This window comes from Anaerophaga thermohalophila DSM 12881, from assembly GCF_000191885.1.
Classification (GTDB): domain Bacteria; phylum Bacteroidota; class Bacteroidia; order Bacteroidales; family Marinilabiliaceae; genus Anaerophaga; species Anaerophaga thermohalophila.
In genome coordinates this window covers 48,792-66,124 of record NZ_AEWI01000001.1, presented here as the reverse complement: position 1 = coordinate 66,124, position 17,333 = coordinate 48,792, and the positions used below count along the sequence as shown (strand labels likewise).

The window sequence follows — 17,333 nt, the reverse complement described above, 5'->3', positions numbered from 1 at the left end:
GTTAATTGGTTATGATGTTTTTTATTCTGTTTAACGATTCTTTCAACTTTTCTTCGGGCGTACAGAGAGATATTCGTATGTATCTCTCGCCCCGGCTACCAAAAATAAATCCCGGCGTTATGAATACATTGGCTTCATAAAGGATTTTGTCGGATAGCTCCTTAGCGGAAGAATATTCATCCGGAATTTTTGCCCAGATGAACATGCCTGCCTGGTCTTCATTCCAGGAGCATTGAAGCGCCTTCATAATCTCCAGAACAAGTTTTTTGCGGCTTCGGTACACATTGTTTACTTCTTCGTACCACTCCTTCTCAAGCGACAATGCTTTAGCTGCTGCTTCCTGTACCGGTCGAAACATCCCTGAGTCCATATTGCTCTTGATGCGCAACACATATTTAATGAACTCTGCATTCGATGCTGCCATACCTACCCGCCAGCCGGCCATGTTATGCGACTTGCTCAAAGAATTTAATTCTATCGCAACATCTTTAGCACCGGGAACTGAAAGTATGCTTTGGGGCTCGGCATTAAGAATGAAACTATAGGGATTGTCGTTGCAAATCAAAATATCGTTACGTTTTCCAAAAGCTATCAGTTTTTCAAAAAATGACCGGCTGGCTTTGGCACCTGTGGGCATGTTGGGATAGTTGACCCACATGAGTTTGACATTTGATAAGTCCTCTTTTTCGAGGGCCTCCAGATCAGGTTGCCAGTTTTTTTCTTCAATCAGGTCGTAGGAACGTTTTTCGGCACCTACAATTTCTGTTACTGCACTGTAGGTCGGATAACCGGGATTTGGAACAAGAACTTCATCTCCCGGATTAAGAAAAGCCATGGAAATGTGCATAATCCCTTCTTTTGAACCCATCAGCGGTAAAATTTCCTTTTCAGGGTCGAGACTGACCTTATAAAAACGTTTGTACCAGTTGGAAAAACTTTTTCGTAATTCAGGTATTCCGATATATCCCTGATATCCATGGGTATCGGGGCGGGCTGCTGCATCGTTTAGCGTTTTCAGGACTTCGGGTGCCGGCGGCTGATCAGGATTACCTATGCCAAGATTGATGACCGGTTTCCCATTTGCTTGCATTTCTGCTATTTCTTTCAGTTTCAGTGAGAAATAGTATTCCTTTACCTGACTGATTCTTTGTGCTGGTGTAATCATTGCAATTTACTTAGTGTTCGTCTATAAACAATACTCCGTTAAAATTTTGCAATACGCTGCAAACCAACTGTTTGTGCCTGTTTGTTAAAATTCAGTATATCAAGGTTGTATAAATTATCTTACCTCTTAAAATCTCACAATCTATTGTACCAATTCGCAAAACTTTTTACAAAATGTGTGTCTGTTCAGGATGTTCCGGTTGTAAAGTTTCTGGCCGCGTGTTGTCTGAAAATCAAGCGTAACTGAGCGAGTAGTATTTCCAGACAGACACTAAAATTATATAGATGTCAAAGCATTATGAACTTTCTCTTTTTCAAAAGTTTCTCCATTGGTTGTCTGTGTTGCTGTACAGGCCTCATATTCGCCGAGAACACGTAACTTTTTGCACAGAGGACGAATGGCGTCCAAAGATTGTAAATAACGTTCATAGTTATCAAACATAACATCAATGTAAAAAAGGTATTCCCATTCAATACCAACAATAGGAAGCGATTGTATTTTAGTGAGGTTGATATTGTAAAAGGCCAGAATGGTAAGGATTTTTGAAAGACTTCCCTCTTCGTGCGGCAGGGAGAAAACAAGCGACGCTTTATTGATTTTGTTTTGCTCCAGCAGTTCAGCTTTTACTGCTTTGTTTTCCTGCCCGATAATCAGAAACCTGGTATAGTTATGTTTATTGGTTTCTATGCTTCTTTCAATAATTTCGAGGTTGTAGAGTTCGGCTGCAAGTGACGAGGCAATGGCGCCGGTTCCTTTTAGTTTTTTGTCCGATATGGTTTTGGCACTAAAGGCGGTATCTTCACTTTCGATAAGTTTTATGTGAGGATGTTTTTTGAAAAACTCTTCACATTGCGCCAGGGCCATGGGGTGGGAGTGAACTTCTTTCAGGTCGTTAATGTTTTGACCGGGAAGAGCCATCAGATGATGTTTTATTCTCAATTTATGCTCGCCCTGAACGTTAAAGCCCGATTCTCTTAACATAGTGTAATTGGGCAGCAAACTACCGACCAGAGTGTTTTCGATTGCCATGATACCAAGAATCTTTGGATTTGACTGCATGACATCAAAAACTTCCTGAAAAGTGTGGCAGGGTACAACTTCCACTTCTTTGTCTTTGAAATAGGCCCGGGCGGCTATTTCATGGTTGGCTCCGGGGATACCCTGAATGGCGACTTGTATGGTTTTGTTTTTACTCATAGTACAGATAAAAAAAATCCCGCCTGAAGGGGCGGGACGCATATTTTGTAACTCCGAATTTTTGATTTATTTATGCATGAGCCTGCCCCTTCTGGTTGATGAACCAAAAAAATAAAAAAAGAAGAAAAAGAAATATGAACAGGCATGCTGTAACATGATAAGTATTGCTTTTTATTTTTAACCATGGCAAAAATAGATATTTATTCTATTCCAAACAACAGATTGTTGAAAAAATCGCAAAAAATATCACTGATGTATGGAAAAAGCTTTGTAAAACTGCTAATTTCTAAGTTTTGGGACAGACGGTAAGAATATTTAGTTACTCCTTTTCGCTTAATTCCAACCAGCGCATTTCACACTTATCCAATTCTTTCATCAGGTTGCCAAGGGTTGAAGATGTTTTGAGCAGTTCATCGCCCGATAAAGAACCTGAGTTGAGTTGGTCTTCCAGTTCTTTTTTTTGGTCTTCCAGTTTTTCAATTTGTTGTTCAAGGCTCTCCATTTCTTTTTTCTCCTTGAAGGTAAGTTTGTTCTTGTTTGGCAAACGGGCAGGTTTTTGTTTTTTGGGTTGTTGCCCGGCTGATGTCGCGGCTCTTTTTTCCTGAAGCTCCTTTGCCATCTGTTCGCGGTAATCTGTATAATTTCCCGGAAAGTCTTTTATGGTTCCGTTTCTTTCAAAAATGAACAGATGGTCGGTTACCTTATCGAGAAAATAACGGTCGTGCGAAACCACCAGGACACAACCGTCAAATTGCTGAAGGTAATCTTCCAGAACATTGAGGGTAAGAATGTCCAGATCGTTGGTAGGTTCGTCGAGTATCAGAAAGTTAGGGGTTTTCATTAATATTGTCATCAGATAGAGACGTTTTTTTTCGCCACCACTTAGTTTCTGTACCCTTACATTATGCATCTCGTTGGGGAACATGAAATAGCGTAAGAATTGGGAAGCAGACATCGAATGATTTTTCCCGAGTTTTACCTGGTCGGCAATATCGGTAATCACTTCCAAAACCCGTTTGTTTTCATCCGGCAACATTCCTTCCTGTCGGTAATAGCCTGTTACGAGAGTTTCCCCGGGTTCAACATATCCACTGTCGGGTTGAAGTTCTTCTGTCAGGATGTTGAGAAAGGTTGATTTGCCGGTTCCGTTTTTCCCGATAATACCGGCTTTTTCTCCTCTTACAAACTTGTATGAAAAGTCTTTAATAAGATTCAGATTGTCGAAACTTTTACTTACATGATATAAATTCAGAACTTTCCGGCCCAGTCGTGCCGAACCAATATTAATTTCCATGCTTTGTTCCTGCGTGTTTTGAGAAGCCGTTTTTTTCAGGTCATGAAATGCATCAATCCGGTATTTTGCTTTTGTTCCTCTTGCCTGAGGCTGTCGGTTCATCCATTCCTGCTCTTTTCGCAGGAGGTTACGCGCCCTCTCCACTTCCTGGTTTTTCTGATGGATGCGCTCCTGTCTTTTTTCCAGATAGTAGGCATAATTACCTCTGTATTGAAAGAGGGTTTCGTCCTGAAGCTCAAAAATTTCATTGCACACACGGTCAAGGAAATAGCGGTCGTGCGTAACCATCAGTAAAGTCATTCGGCTTCGTTTCAGGTAATCTTCCAGCCATTCAATCATATCCAGATCAAGGTGATTGGTAGGTTCGTCAAGTATCAGAAAATCGGGGTCTGTGATCAATACTGCTGCCAGGGCTACCCGCTTGACTTGTCCTCCTGAAAGTTGCTCCATGGGTTGGTCAAACCGGTTGATGTTTAACTGTGAGAGTATTTGTTTGGCTCTTTCTTCATAGCTCCAGGCATTAAGTTGCTCCATTTTTGGCAGCAATTCCTGAAGGGATTCGTGGTCATTTTCTGCTACAGCTTTTTCATACAGCTTAACGATACGGGCCGTTTCATTGTTGGATGTGAAAAGCGTTTCCAGTACTGTTAGTTCGGGGGTAAATCGGGGTGTTTGTTCAAGGTATCCGAGTGTAATATTTTTTCTTATAGTAACCTGTCCTTCGTCGGAAGGCAGAACCCCCGCCAAAATGTTGAGAAGTGTGGTTTTTCCTGTTCCGTTTCGTGCTATCAGGGCGGCTTTGTCTCCTTCGTCGAGACCAAAAGAGAGGTTGTTGAAAAGCCGGATATCGCCCCAATGGTGAGTGACGTTTTCAACTGAGAGTATATTGGCCATAAACTTTGTCTGTTTTTGGCAAAGATAGCATCAGTTAAGGTTTATTTAAAGGTTTCATCCGTATAAAATTTGTTTATTAAGGTCGGATGGAACTCGCATGCAAGGGTTTATACCTGTTCTTTTGTGACAAACTTTGTCATGCTCGTTTCATCCGTTTAAAATTTGTTTATTAAGGTCGGATGGAACTCGCATGCAAGAATTTATACTTGTCTTTATTGAGGTAAAGCCCGTTATTTTCGTTTTATCTTAAATCTTAAATCTAAAAATCTAATAATCTATTAAGGCAAACCTTGTCATGCTTGTTTCATCTTACATTTAATAAATTGTTAAAGTTGTTAATATGTTAATTTTTAGTTTTTAGAATGTTATGAGTTTTATTACAGTAGCTAACAATCCTAACAATCTAACAGTCCTAACAATTTTACAACAATCTTTGCCATGCTCGTTTTAGTAAGCAAAAATTCCCCTTGCAGTAGAAGAATAATCTTTATTCTGCAAGGGGGAAGAATGATAGCAGATTTATTGTTTCAATATTTCTTCGATTTTTTTGAGTTCTTCATCGGAAAAGGTAAGATTGTTAAGCGCCTCCAGATTGTTACTTAACTGGTTTACACTGCTGGCTCCGACCAGTACCGAGGTGATACGGTTGTCTTTCAACAGCCAGGCAAGAGCCATTTGGGCAAGAGACTGACCTCTTTGGGCTGCAAGATCGTTAAGTTTGTTCAGTTTTTTCTGAATTTCGGGTGTTAATGCTTCACGTTGCAGGAAACCATGCGGGTTGGCCATTCTTGAATTGGCAGGAATTTCTTTCAGGTATTTATCGGTCAATAATCCCTGGGCAAGCGGGGAAAATACAATGGAACCGACGCCTCTTTTCCCAAGAACATCCAGAAGGCCGTCTTCTTCAACCCAGCGGTCAAGCATATTGTACCGTGGTTGATGGATCAGTAATGGTATTCCCATATCACGAAGAATGCTTTCGGCCTTTTGCGTCATTTCGGCATTATAGTTGGATATTCCGGCATATAGCGCTTTTCCCTGTTTTACCGCCTGAGCCAGTGCACCCATAGTTTCTTCGAGGGGGGTGTCGGGATCGGGACGGTGAGAGTAAAAAATATCCACATAGTCGAGTCCCATTCGCTTCAGACTCTGATCAAGGCTGGCCAGCAAATATTTTCTGGAACCCCATTCGCCATAAGGGCCCGGCCACATCAGGTAGCCGGCTTTTGTTGAAATAATCATTTCGTCGCGATAGGGTTTAAAATCGGTAGCTAAAATGCGCCCGAAATTTTCTTCCGCACTGCCGGGAACCGGACCATAATTGTTGGCCAGGTCAAAATGTGTAATTCCGTTATCGAATGCATGATGCAAAATTTTACGACCATTTTCAAAAACATCCACAGAGCCGAAATTGTGCCACAGGCCAAGCGATATGGCCGGCAGTTTAATGCCGCTCTTTCCGCAACGGCGGTAATTCATTGTTTCGTAGCGCTTTTCGTTGGCAAGATAATTCATAGTGTTATATTATTATTGTGCGTAAAAATTAATAATTCTTTTTATTGATTGGCGGCAAACTTCACAAAATCCTTCGGCTTCGTTCGACTTCATTCTGCAGTTGAGTGCCGGGCGGTAGATTCCTTTTGCCGAATAGCCGGCACCTTCAAAAACTCCGGTGACATTTTTATATTTTGGAGTTGGGGGTGTTGGAATTGGAACAGTATCCGGCACCAAATGTTTCCATTTGATGTCAAAATTTACCAGGGTTGTCAGGTTTGGCGCCCATGGTTCACTTTCTTTATCGAAAAAATCGGGGATAGGAGAATCGTTATAATAATATTCATCGCCAAGTCCGGCCAGCCCATGTCCTGTTTCGTGCACGAACACTTCGGGCGATGACGGGTGCCGGGCCGACACAATTGAGAAATGATTGTATACCCCGCCACCACCATATTTTGAAGTATTTACAAGCACAATGATATGATCATGCGGTACTCCGGCGGCATAATCATATATTGTCCATGTGCTGAAACTTTCCAGGTAGCGGTCGGAACCGAATGTGTTGAACGAACTGTTCATTGCTGTTTCTCTCCGGATATTTCTGACAGGATCATCGGTTCCTGCCTCTGCAGATATTGTATGTAATGCTCTGACCGTTATTTTGTCTTTTAAATTCGTATAGGGTGCAATACTGAAAAGGTAATCGGTTATATTTTTTGCATCGTGCAAAAAGCTTTCTTTTTCATCTTTGGTGTACCCTTCAGCAAGGATGAGAAGATCGGCTTGTTCGTCAGGATTGTTGATGCCGTGTATTATCTCAGCCTGATTTTCATCAGGAATTATCTGAGTTACAGGAACAGTCTCTTTGGGAGAGAACAACTCATTGATGAGTGTAACAAATTGACCGTCTTTTTTTCTGAATTCAATCAAAATCCGGACTTTAGAAATTGGCCAGGGCGCTTCAACGGTTTGTTCAAAAGCGCGGGATACCTTTCCGGCCTGTTCGGTTGTCCTCCATTCTTCAAACAGAGTACAAAATCCTTTGAGAAAAAGGGTATCATCGGTTTGAGGATTTAGAAGGACCAGTCTGTAAGTTCCATAGTCGAAAGATGGAGTGTTTTGATTTTGGCCGGCACTGTAACCAGGTGATTTTTTATATACTGCAATAGCAGATTGCTGTTGCTCATGATCTCCTGACAGCACAAAATCAATTCTAAGCGTTTGCCGGTAGTTGAAATGATGTTGTGTCTGTCCTATGGTACTTGCTCCTGTCGTAAAGAAATATGAAAAGAGCAATAATAAAATTCGAAAACGGATTTTCATTCGTATACAATTTACTTAAGTTATTGGTCGAATGGAACTCACATGATTGAGTTTTATACATGTTCTTTTGTGACAAAGCTTGTCATGCTCATTTTATCTTACTTTTAATAAATTGTTACGGCTGTTAGAATTGTTAAAGTTGTTAATATTGTTAATGTATTAGTTGTTAAAATATTATAAGTTTTGTTACATTAGCTAACAGTTTAACAATCCTAACATTTTTATTCGTATAAAATTAGTCTAAGTTATTGGAATGATGCAATTTATCATACTTTAATTGATGTTAGATTCTTCGCTCCGCTCAGAATGACAGAGCGCTCAGTGTCATTCTGAGGAGGTAACGACGAAGAATCTTTCCCTTGTTACAACAAGTTCCTTTAGCCGTTTTTTATCATTCAAAGACTCTTTACCACTGATGTGATTCTTCGCTCCGCTCAGAATGACAGACTGTCTAATGTCTTTCTGAGGAGGCAAGACGAAGAATCTGTTTCCTGTTTTTGGTTTCTTTGATGATTAAAGTTTAGATGGTGTTTATACATATTCTTGTTGTGGGGAACTTTGCCATGCTCGTTTTATCGGTATAAAATTCAATTTAAAATGTATGGGTACGGTATAAAAAGCATATTTTTGTCAAAATTAAGGCGTTTTAAATTTTTGTACAGTAGTCAACCCGTTTAATGAGGAGGTAAAAATTTAAAACAACAATGAGTTTGGCAACAAAGATGCTTTTTGGTTCGGGCTCATATTTGTTTGTTTCTTGAACGTTTACCCGATTTTGAGCTTTCCTGATTATCACCAGGGATGCATAAATATATGTATAATTTTTTGAATTGTATAAAAATGGATGAGGTAAGTGCAAAATCAGATTGGTTTTCAAAATGGTTTTATCAGCAAGTCGAGCCATTGAATATTTCTGATTATTGGATTGGAGTTATCGAATTCCTGGTATCGGGATTGATAATACTGTTATTATCCTATCTCGCGTACATTATAGCAAGAAGGTTTTTTCTTTTTGCGGTCATCAGAATGGTAAGAAGAACAAAATCTAAGTTGGATGATTTTCTGGTTCAGCGAAAGGTTTTTCACCGTTTGTCTCACCTGGCTCCTGTAATAGTCATATATCTTCTTTCGGATTGGTTCTGGGGCGATCATCCTGAAAAGTTGAAGATTTTTCAGGATGTTGTTTCGCTTTATTTAACGGCGGTAATTGTAATGAGCTTCAGAGCATTGCTCAATGCTTTTGAAGATATTTACAATACTTTTCCGTTTGCGCATGAAAGACCTATTAAAGGATATCTTCAGGTAATTCATTTGATCGCCATAATTGTAGCAGTGCTTGTTGCAGTATCTATTATTTTTAATGTAGAGGTTCTTTCCATTCTGGCCGGAATGGGTGCTATGGCGGCTGTTCTGATGTTGGTTTTCAGAGATTCTATTCTCGGATTGGTGGCAGGGATACAGCTTTCGGCAAACCGGATGGTACGAGTTGGTGACTGGATATCGATGCCCAGTCATAATGCTGACGGCACGGTTATGGAAATAACACTCAATACGGTGAAAGTACGCAACTGGGATAAAACCATTTCCACCATCCCCACCTATGCTATGGTTTCCAACTCTTTTGTTAATTGGCGGGGAATGGAAGAGTCGGGTGGAAGAAGAATTGCCCGGGCCGTACACATTGATATTCGTAGTGTAAAGTTTTGTACTCCCGAGATGCTCGAAAAGTTCAGGAAAATACATCATTTAAAGGACTACATCGATCAGCGGCAGAAAGAGATTGAAGAGTACAACCGCACACACAATATTGATGAGTCGCTTCCTGTTAACGGAAGAAGAATGACCAACCTGGGCGTTTTCAGAAAATATCTTGAGAATTACGTGGCTAATCATCCCAAGATTAATGAGAAAATGACGCTTATTATACGTCACCTGGCACCCACTGAGAAAGGCCTGCCTGTGCAGATATACGCTTTTTCCGGAGAACAGGAGTGGGCTAAATATGAAAGTGTTCAGGCCGACATCTTCGACCATATACTGGCCATTATTCCGCTGTTTGAGCTTCGCGTGTTTCAAAACCCGAGTGGCGATGATTTTAAAGAATTGGTTGGAAGTTTTTCAAATTAAAAGTGAAATTGAAAGTTTATAATTTATTACCACCTGTTTTTATGCATATTTTGTTGGAATATTGGATAATTAATTCTAAATTCGACAAGAATCATTATTAAATAAGCAGGAAAACTTTTAAATTCTAACATTTGTCATTTTTTGATATGGAGAGCAATTTACAGATTGATAGTCTCGACAAAAAAATTTTGTCGATGATCACTCAAAACGCACGAATTCCATTTCTTGAAGTAGCCCGGGAATGTAAGGTGTCAGGGGCAGCTATTCATCAACGTATTCAGCGATTGATGAATATGGGTGTTATTAAGGGGTCTGAATTTATTATTAATCCCGGCAAAATTGGTTATCATACCTGTGCTTTTATTGGGATTTTTCTAAAAAAGGCCAGCTTGTTCGACAAAGTGGTTAAAATGCTCGAAGAAATTCCAGAGGTTGTGGAATGTCATTATACCACCGGGGAATATGCAATGTTTATCAAGATTTTTGCCAGGAGCAACGAACATCTGAAACGTATTTTACACGACCGGCTTCAAAATATACCCGGAATTTCTTCAACCGAGACCATTATTTCTCTTGATGAGTCATTTAAGCGGCAATTGCCTATTGAATAGCTGGATAAAATAATTAGGCAAAAGGGGCATTACAACGGTGTTCCTTTGTTTTTATCTGATGAAATGCTGAGTTGCCAAAATTTCGGGTTGTTCCCGGGTCATTGAAACATCGATTTGCCCCAGCATTACGCCTCCCCATCCAACCTGGTTAATGATTACATCCTGCCCGTCTTTGTTCTTTATTATATCCGGCTTTTTCATGAACGTGTGAGTATGTCCGCCAATAATAATATCGATTGATGAGGTCTGCCGGGCAGTTTTAATATCCGATTCAGGCCTGTCGGGAGTACTCTCGTATCCGAGATGTGAGATGGCCACTACAAGATTGCATTTCTTTTCTTTTTTAAGGAAACGGGCTGTTTCTTCTCCCGTTTGTACCGGGTCGAGCCATTTCATTCCTTCATAATTGGATGGTGAGATCAATCCGTCCGGATTTATTCCCAGACCTAATAAGCCAATTCTGAATTCACCTTTTTCAATGATTTTCCACGGAAGTGTTTTCCCTTTTAAAATGGTGTCACTGAAATCGTAATTGGTACAAATGAAGGGGAATTTGGCATGTTTCATTTGGTCGGCAAGGTGAGTCAGGCCATTGTCGAATTCATGATTTCCAATGGTAGCGGCGTCATATCTCATGTCCGACATCAGTTTCAATTCGGGTTCCCCTCCGAAGAAATTGAAATAGGGTGTCCCCTGAAATATGTCTCCTGCATCAACCAATATCAGATTCGGATGTTTCTCTCGCAATTGTTCTATTAAGGCAGCACGCCGGGCAAATCCACCTATATTGGGAAATTCCGGATGATCCGGGGGGAAGGGATCAAGATGGCTGTGTACGTCGTTGGTATGTAAAATGGTGAGAGAATGATTGTTATTTCCACCCACAGATCGGAAAGGAAGGGCTGTTGCCATCCCTCCGGCTATGAGTGTTTTTATGAATTGTCTACGATTATGTTTCATCCGTATAAAATTTATTTATTAAGGTCGGATGGAACTCGCATGCAAGGATTTATATATGTTCTTTTGTGATAAACCTTGTCATGCTCGTTTCATCAGTATAAAATTAGTCTAAGTTATTGGAACGATGCAACTTATCATACTTTAATTGATGTTAGATTCTTCGCTCCGCTCAGAATGACAGAGTGCTCAGTGTCATTCTGAGGAGGTAACGACGAAGAATCTGTTCCTTGTTTTTGGTTTCTTAGAATGATTAGAGGTTAGATGGTGTTTATACATGTTCTTTTGTGACAAACCTTGTCATGCTCGTTTCATTTGGTCGTTTTTTCTTCTGCCTTCAGGTTGTCAGATACTTTTATTTAACTCAAGATGAAAATAGATTTATATCAATCACTTATTGTATTGGGTCAGATGTTTGCTAAGCTGGCAAATTTTCAGAACAAACTGATATATTCTTTTCTACAAAACTTATTACTTCTGCCTCTCGGTTACTTTTATCTAACTAAAATCATAAGCTTTTCAAAATGATATTTATGTGCATTGGGTAGTTTCTTGAGTGTATCAGTGCCTGAAAATCTCCACTATTGACTACTGACTACTGACTACTGACTAAAAACTACTGACTAAAAACTACTGACTAAAAACTACTGACTAAACTATATCTATACATCTAACGATCTGTTGGAACGTGTTATTCCAGAATAACTCTTTTTTCATCCGTTGGGTTTATTATTATGCCGTGACTTGTCAGCTCGCGGATGTGTGAAATAATAAGGTCTCTTATTTTATGTTTCGATGTATGTTTTTCAGAAGCTTTGGTGAAAATGGTATAATGATCGCCACCGCTGGCGAGATAGTCTGATGTCGCTACATAATAGAATTGGCCGTTTTTCAAGGGGTTCTCGTTAATTTTCGGGTTCAGAACCTGCTGATTCCTGAAAGTGAAAGTTGCGCCGGCTATGCCGTCACCACCCGAAGTTCCGATGTGATTGAACAATTCAGTGATTTCTTCTCCCGATAACTTCAAAATGACCAACTGGTTTTCAAAAGGCATCAACGAGTAAATATTTCCGACAGTAATGTTTCCTTTAGGCAATGGGGCCCTAAGTCCATTTATGTTGATAACAGAAATAAGCGGCAGATTTCCTTTATTGCTCTTCCGAATTTCGTTTTTTGCCGCATCGCGAAGCAGGTCGGCAATAAAATTCGAGAGCGCTGTTCCTGGTTTTTTGGGAAACATTTTCTTTTTAGTCTGCCCGATTATCTCGTTCATGATTGTTTCAACTGAATCGCGGAGAGGTGCGATGTAGGACTCAATCTGAGGAGAGGCGGCAATACTGCTATCCAGTTCTATAATCTCCGATGATGAAAAATGTGGCTTTTCCTGATGCTGGCACGATGTGGAAATAAAGCCTGCTAAAAGAAGAATAAACAGCACATTTTTGAATCTGCCGAAATGTTGCATTTTTTCTTTCAAAACTATAAAAAATGCAGCAAAAGGGAATAATGCTGCATTATATAATTGAACCCGGTCTAAAAAGCATCTTTGTTGCCAAGCTCGTTGTTGTTTTAAATTTTTGCATCCTCATTAACAACAAGTTAACTCCGGCACAAAAAATTTAAAACGCCTTGATTTTGACAAAAATATGCTTTTTATACTGTACTCATAATTGTTAATGTTTGCTCTGTAATTATTTTATTCGTTCAAGATATTTTTTTCTGACTTCGATGAGATAGTCTTCGCTCATTTCGGGATAATAGATGCGGATCATATCCTGAATTCCGAATTTGACATGGAAATGCCCGATGGCTGCGTCGAAAAATGGTCTGTCCCAGTTAAACTTTACCTGCTTTGTAATATTTTCGAAATGCTTCCAGGTAATCTGTTTGGGAATCAGGAAATAACCATGGTCTTTTTCTACCATGTCGAAGAATATACCTGGTTGTTTTTCTTCGAGAATGAAGAATTTTTTAATCCTGATAATTGCCGGACCTTCAACTTTTCTGTTGGGTTTGCTCTTGAATTCAATCCCCTCATCCATGTAACCTCTTTGCAAATCGATTATCTGAGAAAAATTATCCAGATGTCTTACCCGGATGACATCAATCTTCCGGTTAAAAATGTGAACAACACCCGGAGTTGCATTAAAATCGGTTTTGAAATATTTTTGAATGTTCTGTGTGGCCCGGGTAATATCCTCGAGCGTGTACAATTTTTTTAGTACCAAATAAAGGTATAGTGGTTTGCTTTCAACCGGGTGATCGGAATAATAATTATAGAAACCCGGAAATGGTTCTGGAGCTTCCAGCACAAAGGTATTCGGCCAGATTTTGTCTTCAAGTGTACGTAAAGTCTCCTGTTTCAGCAGGTTTCCATAGTGTTCGATATAATGCTCGTTACTCATGGCTTTTTGATTATTTGGTAATTACAATAGTTATCAAAAGGTAATGAAAAAAATGGAAAGATCACTAAAATCCGATGTGTTTTCTTATTTTCTTTCCAACAGGGCGATATTCTCCACATGGTGGGTATGAGGGAACATATCTACCGGTTGCAGTGCGCTGACTTTATAGCGTGCATCCAGAAGGTTAATATCGCGTGCCTGAGTGGCGGAGTTGCAACTGACATATACCACTTTTTCGGGGGCTGCATTCAAAATGGTTCTTACTACATCTTCGTGCATTCCGGCGCGTGGAGGGTCGGTGATCAAAACATCGGGGAAGCCTTCTTTTTCAAACAGATCATACGTCAATATATCTTTCATGTCGCCGGCCAGGAATCTGGTGTTTGAAATCCCGTTCAGTTCTGAATTTTCTTCTGCATTTTCAATGGCTTCGGGAACATATTCAATGCCAATAACTTTTCTGGCGTTATGGGCTATAAAGTTGGCTATGGTTCCTGTTCCTGTGTAAAGATCATAAACGGTTTCGTTGCCTGTAAGACCTGCAAAACTGCGGGCGACTTTATATAAATTGTACGCCTGGAGAGAATTGGTCTGGTAAAACGATTTTGGGCCAATTTTAAATTTCAGTCCCTCCATTTCTTCAAAGATATGATCCCTTCCTGAGAAGAGATGAACCTTCAGGTCTGTTATAGTATCGTTGGCTTTTTCATTGATTACATACATCCATGATGTAACATCCGGGAATTTTTTAATGAGATGTTCGAAAAGCTGTTCTCGTTTCTTTTTATCATCATGATAAAAAACGATAATAACCATGGCTTCTCCCGTACTACTTGTGCGGATGATAAGCGTACGCAAAAAGCCCTCCTGAGTTTTCAGATCGAAAAATGGCCAGTTATTTTCAAGTGCAAAATTTCGGACGGCAAGTCTTACCTCATTCGAGGGCGTGCGTTGAAGATGACATTCTTCAATATCGATTACCTTATCGAACATTCCTGGTATATGGAACCCCAGTCCGTTTTTGTTGCTGATAATTTCATCCGATTCCATCTCTTCGGGCGATAGCCAGCGCCTGTTGGAGAAGGTAAACTCCAGTTTGTTGCGGTAGAAACGTTCTTCGGGGGATGGCAGGATGGGTGATATTTCGGGCAATTCAACCTTCCCGATGCGCTTAAGATTGTTCCATACTTCCCGTTGTTTGAACTTTAATTGTTCGTTATAGGGAATGTGTTGCCATTTGCATCCGCCACATATCCCAAAGTGCCTGCAAAAAGGTTCTGTGCGGATGTCGGAAAGGTGATGGAACCGTACCGGCCTTCCTTCGTAATATCTTTTTCTTTTTTTTGTGACCTGTACATCAACTACGTCGCCAGGGGCGGCCAGGGGAACAAAAACTACTGTGTCATTTACTTTTCCCAAAGCTTTTCCTTCGGCAGCTATGTCGCTGATTACCACTCTTTCCAGTAATGGTTTGTTTCTTCTTGAGCGTCCCACAAATATATTTTTCAGGTTTCCGGCCGCAAAGATATGTGAAACACCTTACATTCGCCAAAATTTTTGTTTCTCTTAAATTATTAACTTTGCATCTGCATCAGAAAAAAATAAAAAGTAACTGATAATGACAGGAAAAACATTGACCTACAAAGACATCGACAAGCGTGTTCTGAAAGCGCTTCCCAATCCAACCAGGGAGGCTTATGAAATAAAGATAAAAATCCCCGAGTTTACTTTTTTGGGGGTGAAGGATCAACCCGATTTTGCAGATGTGTACATCACGTTTTATCCGACTGATAAAATTATTGAGCTTAAATCACTCAAGATGTATGTTCACGCTTTGAGAAATATTACTGTTTCCTATGAGCGTTTGATAAATATTTTTTATGATCATCTAATGGAGGTATATAATCCCGATCGCATTCGCATTGTTATGGTTTGTAATCCAAGAGGAGGCATAAGTTCGCGTCTTACAGTTGATTCCGACTGGAAAGTTAGGGGAGGAGCTGAAAAATACAGCGATTGGAAGAATCACATGGACGATACCTGGAATGTTACACTTTGAGTGATGAGTCCACTCCTGGAAAGATTTTTTGTCAATTTCATTGCTGTAGGAAATTTTTAAATTCTCATTAACAATTAGCTAACTCCGGTTCAAAAAATTCCGTAACTCAACCTTGACAAAAATAGTTTTTTTAGGATCAGACATAGTAATTTATATTGTTTATGGCAAATTCTTTGTCACCATACGAATTCTTAAAGGCTTCTGAGAAATATCCGGTTGTAGATGTTCGTACACCTTCCGAGCATGCAAAAGGACATATTCCGGGTGCAGTGAATTTGCCTCTTTTTTCTGATGAAGAAAGAGCTGTTGTTGGCACTATATACAAGAAACAGGGACGGAATCATGCCATTCTTAAAGGTTTGGAGTTTGTTGGTCCTGTAATGTCACAAATGGCTAAAAAAGCTTTGGAGCTTGCCGTTGAAGGAAAATTACTTGTCCACTGCTGGAGGGGTGGAATGAGAAGTGCCAGTATGGCGTGGTTGTTTGAGACGGTGGGGATTGACACTTATCTGCTGGAAGGGGGTTACAAGGCATACAGGGCTTCCTTCAGGGAGATGCTGAAACAAGGGAAATGGAATTTTATTGTTTTGGGCGGACCAACCGGGAGCGGTAAAACCGATGTTTTAAAGGCACTTGCTGATCAGGGGGAACAGGTTCTCGACCTTGAAGGCCTTGCCAATCATAAAGGATCGGCCTTTGGAGCCCTGGGCCAGAAGAAGCAACCTACCAGTGAACAGTTTGAGAATGATATTCATGATGTTCTTCGTCACTTTGATCCGGAACGCTTTATATGGGTCGAAGGTGAAAGTCACAACATAGGACGGGTTTTTATTCCGGATATGTTGTTCGGAATATTGATGGATTCGCCCCTGGTGATGTTCGAGTTGGAACGTGAAAAACGACTTGACAGACTTGTAAAGGAATATGGCTGTTTTGGTAAGGAGTTGCTGGCACAATCGGTAAAAAAGATAGAGAAGCGACTGGGTGGTTTGCGTACAAAAGAGGCGCTTGAAGCACTCGATTGTGGAAACTACCGAAAGGTTGCGGATATCACTTTGCAATATTACGATAAAGGGTATACCAATTCATTGGCCAAAAGGAAGAAGCCTTTTTTGGTTATTAAAGAGAATGAGGATAAGCCGGATGCTTCGGCAGTGAAAATAAAATCTAAATTGAGTTATGCTTACAATAGATACCAAAGGGAAACTTTGTCCTGAACCCCTCATTATGGCCCGGAACGGCTTGAGGGAAGTAAAGGAAGGCGAAAAAATTCTGGTGATTTCTGACAATGAAACATCTTTTCAAAACCTGATGAGCTTTTTGTCCGATCTGGGAGCCAATCCTGTGGCCGAACAAAAAGGAGGGGAGTATTTGGTGGAAGCAACAAAGCCACCTGAATCGCCCGAAAAATCTGAAAAAAATCCGGAAGCTTATTGTTCTGCTCCCGGAGTGCCTGCACCTTCAGACGATTACGTCGTGGTAGCCCGAAGCTACCGGATGGGAGAAGGCGATGAAGAATTGGGACGTTTGTTAATCCGTGGATATTTTAATGCCCTCAAAGGGATGGATAATTTACCCACCCATATAATTATGTATAACGGTGGCATCAATCTGGCGTTGAAGGATACCGACACTGCCATCGCTTTGGGTGAACTGGAAGACAAAGGGGTAACCGTAATTGTTTGCGGCACTTGTGTGGACTTTTATGAAGCAAAAGAGAAAGTGGCAGTTGGTCGTATCAGCAACATGTACCAAATTGCCAATATACTTGCTGAGGCCGGACATGTTATATATCTGTAAAAAA

Annotated in this window: 14 protein-coding genes; 5 read left to right on the top strand and 9 right to left on the bottom strand. The window is 40.4% G+C overall.

Going from position 1 to position 17,333, the window contains the following annotated elements; genetic code table 11:
* Position 1: 1 nt before the first annotated feature.
* From ATH1_RS0100275 to ATH1_RS0100255, 5 genes are all read right to left on the bottom strand, one after another.
* Positions 2-1,165: a pyridoxal phosphate-dependent aminotransferase gene (locus tag ATH1_RS0100275; protein ID WP_010415965.1), complete on the bottom strand. Its 1,164-nt coding sequence runs from the start codon at positions 1,163-1,165 to the stop codon at positions 2-4.
* Between the two features lie 276 nt (positions 1,166-1,441).
* A complete protein-coding gene (locus ATH1_RS0100270) occupies positions 1,442-2,362 on the bottom strand; it encodes a prephenate dehydratase (protein WP_044114724.1) in 921 nt (306 codons plus the stop codon).
* Positions 2,363-2,681: 319 nt separating this feature from the next.
* Positions 2,682-4,550 carry an ABC-F family ATP-binding cassette domain-containing protein gene (locus ATH1_RS0100265; protein ID WP_010415961.1) on the bottom strand — a complete coding sequence of 623 codons (1,869 nt, stop codon included), beginning with the start codon at positions 4,548-4,550 and terminating at the stop codon, positions 2,682-2,684.
* 519 nt (positions 4,551-5,069) lie between these two features.
* Complete coding sequence (mgrA, locus tag ATH1_RS0100260) at positions 5,070-6,065, bottom strand: L-glyceraldehyde 3-phosphate reductase (RefSeq protein WP_010415959.1); 996 nt, start codon at positions 6,063-6,065, stop codon at positions 5,070-5,072.
* A 12-nt stretch (positions 6,066-6,077) separates the two neighbouring features.
* A complete protein-coding gene (locus ATH1_RS0100255; protein ID WP_010415957.1) occupies positions 6,078-7,370 on the bottom strand; it encodes a M64 family metallopeptidase in 1,293 nt (430 codons plus the stop codon).
* Between the two features lie 840 nt (positions 7,371-8,210).
* On the opposite strand from ATH1_RS0100255, the gene ATH1_RS0100245 reads away from it, so the two are divergent.
* Positions 8,211-9,497, top strand: a complete 1,287-nt coding sequence (locus ATH1_RS0100245; RefSeq protein ID WP_044114699.1) for a mechanosensitive ion channel family protein — start codon at positions 8,211-8,213, stop codon at positions 9,495-9,497.
* A gap of 146 nt (positions 9,498-9,643) precedes the next feature.
* On the top strand, positions 9,644-10,108 hold the full coding sequence (locus tag ATH1_RS0100240) for an Lrp/AsnC ligand binding domain-containing protein (RefSeq protein WP_081467405.1): 465 nt from the start codon (positions 9,644-9,646) through the stop codon (positions 10,106-10,108).
* A 51-nt stretch (positions 10,109-10,159) separates the two neighbouring features.
* Here ATH1_RS0100240 and ATH1_RS0100235 read toward each other — a convergent pair whose 3' ends face one another.
* From ATH1_RS0100235 to rlmD, 4 genes are all read right to left on the bottom strand, one after another.
* A complete protein-coding gene (locus ATH1_RS0100235; protein ID WP_010415949.1) occupies positions 10,160-11,068 on the bottom strand; it encodes a bifunctional metallophosphatase/5'-nucleotidase in 909 nt (302 codons plus the stop codon).
* Positions 11,069-11,756: 688 nt separating this feature from the next.
* On the bottom strand, positions 11,757-12,530 hold the full coding sequence (locus ATH1_RS0100230) for a 5'-nucleotidase C-terminal domain-containing protein (RefSeq protein WP_010415947.1): 774 nt from the start codon (positions 12,528-12,530) through the stop codon (positions 11,757-11,759).
* A gap of 226 nt (positions 12,531-12,756) precedes the next feature.
* Positions 12,757-13,470, bottom strand: coding sequence for a hypothetical protein (locus tag ATH1_RS0100220; protein ID WP_010415944.1), 714 nt, complete (start codon positions 13,468-13,470; stop codon positions 12,757-12,759).
* Between the two features lie 84 nt (positions 13,471-13,554).
* Positions 13,555-14,964 carry a 23S rRNA (uracil(1939)-C(5))-methyltransferase RlmD gene (gene rlmD, locus ATH1_RS0100215; RefSeq protein WP_010415941.1) on the bottom strand — a complete coding sequence of 470 codons (1,410 nt, stop codon included), beginning with the start codon at positions 14,962-14,964 and terminating at the stop codon, positions 13,555-13,557.
* 124 nt (positions 14,965-15,088) lie between these two features.
* Here rlmD and ATH1_RS0100210 point away from each other — a divergent pair, with 124 nt between their 5' ends.
* The 3 genes from ATH1_RS0100210 to yedF all read left to right on the top strand — a co-directional run bounded on the left by ATH1_RS0100210 (position 15,089) and on the right by yedF (position 17,329).
* Positions 15,089-15,529 (top strand): preQ(1) synthase, encoded by a 441-nt coding sequence (locus ATH1_RS0100210; RefSeq protein ID WP_010415938.1) that lies wholly within the window; start codon positions 15,089-15,091, stop codon positions 15,527-15,529.
* A gap of 161 nt (positions 15,530-15,690) precedes the next feature.
* Positions 15,691-16,746, top strand: coding sequence for a tRNA 2-selenouridine(34) synthase MnmH (mnmH, locus tag ATH1_RS0100205; protein WP_010415936.1), 1,056 nt, complete (start codon positions 15,691-15,693; stop codon positions 16,744-16,746).
* Positions 16,709-17,329 carry a sulfurtransferase-like selenium metabolism protein YedF gene (gene yedF, locus ATH1_RS0100200; RefSeq protein ID WP_010415935.1) on the top strand — a complete coding sequence of 207 codons (621 nt, stop codon included), beginning with the start codon at positions 16,709-16,711 and terminating at the stop codon, positions 17,327-17,329. Before mnmH ends, yedF begins: the two co-directional genes overlap by 38 nt.
* Positions 17,330-17,333 lie beyond the last annotated feature (4 nt).

Excerpts from the sequence above, each read along its gene's own strand:
- ATH1_RS0100275 (WP_010415965.1), bottom strand. The coding sequence starts at position 1,165 with ATGATTACACCAGCACAAAGAATCAGTCAGGTAAAGGAATACTATTTC.
- ATH1_RS0100270 (WP_044114724.1), bottom strand. The coding sequence starts at position 2,362 with ATGAGTAAAAACAAAACCATACAAGTCGCCATTCAGGGTATCCCCGGA.
- ATH1_RS0100265 (WP_010415961.1), bottom strand. The coding sequence starts at position 4,550 with ATGGCCAATATACTCTCAGTTGAAAACGTCACTCACCATTGGGGCGAT.
- mgrA (WP_010415959.1), bottom strand. The coding sequence starts at position 6,065 with ATGAATTATCTTGCCAACGAAAAGCGCTACGAAACAATGAATTACCGC.
- ATH1_RS0100255 (WP_010415957.1), bottom strand. The coding sequence starts at position 7,370 with ATGAAAATCCGTTTTCGAATTTTATTATTGCTCTTTTCATATTTCTTT.
- ATH1_RS0100245 (WP_044114699.1), top strand. The coding sequence starts at position 8,211 with ATGGATGAGGTAAGTGCAAAATCAGATTGGTTTTCAAAATGGTTTTAT.
- ATH1_RS0100240 (WP_081467405.1), top strand. The coding sequence starts at position 9,644 with ATGGAGAGCAATTTACAGATTGATAGTCTCGACAAAAAAATTTTGTCG.
- ATH1_RS0100235 (WP_010415949.1), bottom strand. The coding sequence starts at position 11,068 with ATGAAACATAATCGTAGACAATTCATAAAAACACTCATAGCCGGAGGG.
- ATH1_RS0100230 (WP_010415947.1), bottom strand. The coding sequence starts at position 12,530 with ATGCAACATTTCGGCAGATTCAAAAATGTGCTGTTTATTCTTCTTTTA.
- ATH1_RS0100220 (WP_010415944.1), bottom strand. The coding sequence starts at position 13,470 with ATGAGTAACGAGCATTATATCGAACACTATGGAAACCTGCTGAAACAG.
- ATH1_RS0100210 (WP_010415938.1), top strand. The coding sequence starts at position 15,089 with ATGACAGGAAAAACATTGACCTACAAAGACATCGACAAGCGTGTTCTG.
- mnmH (WP_010415936.1), top strand. The coding sequence starts at position 15,691 with ATGGCAAATTCTTTGTCACCATACGAATTCTTAAAGGCTTCTGAGAAA.
- yedF (WP_010415935.1), top strand. The coding sequence starts at position 16,709 with ATGCTTACAATAGATACCAAAGGGAAACTTTGTCCTGAACCCCTCATT.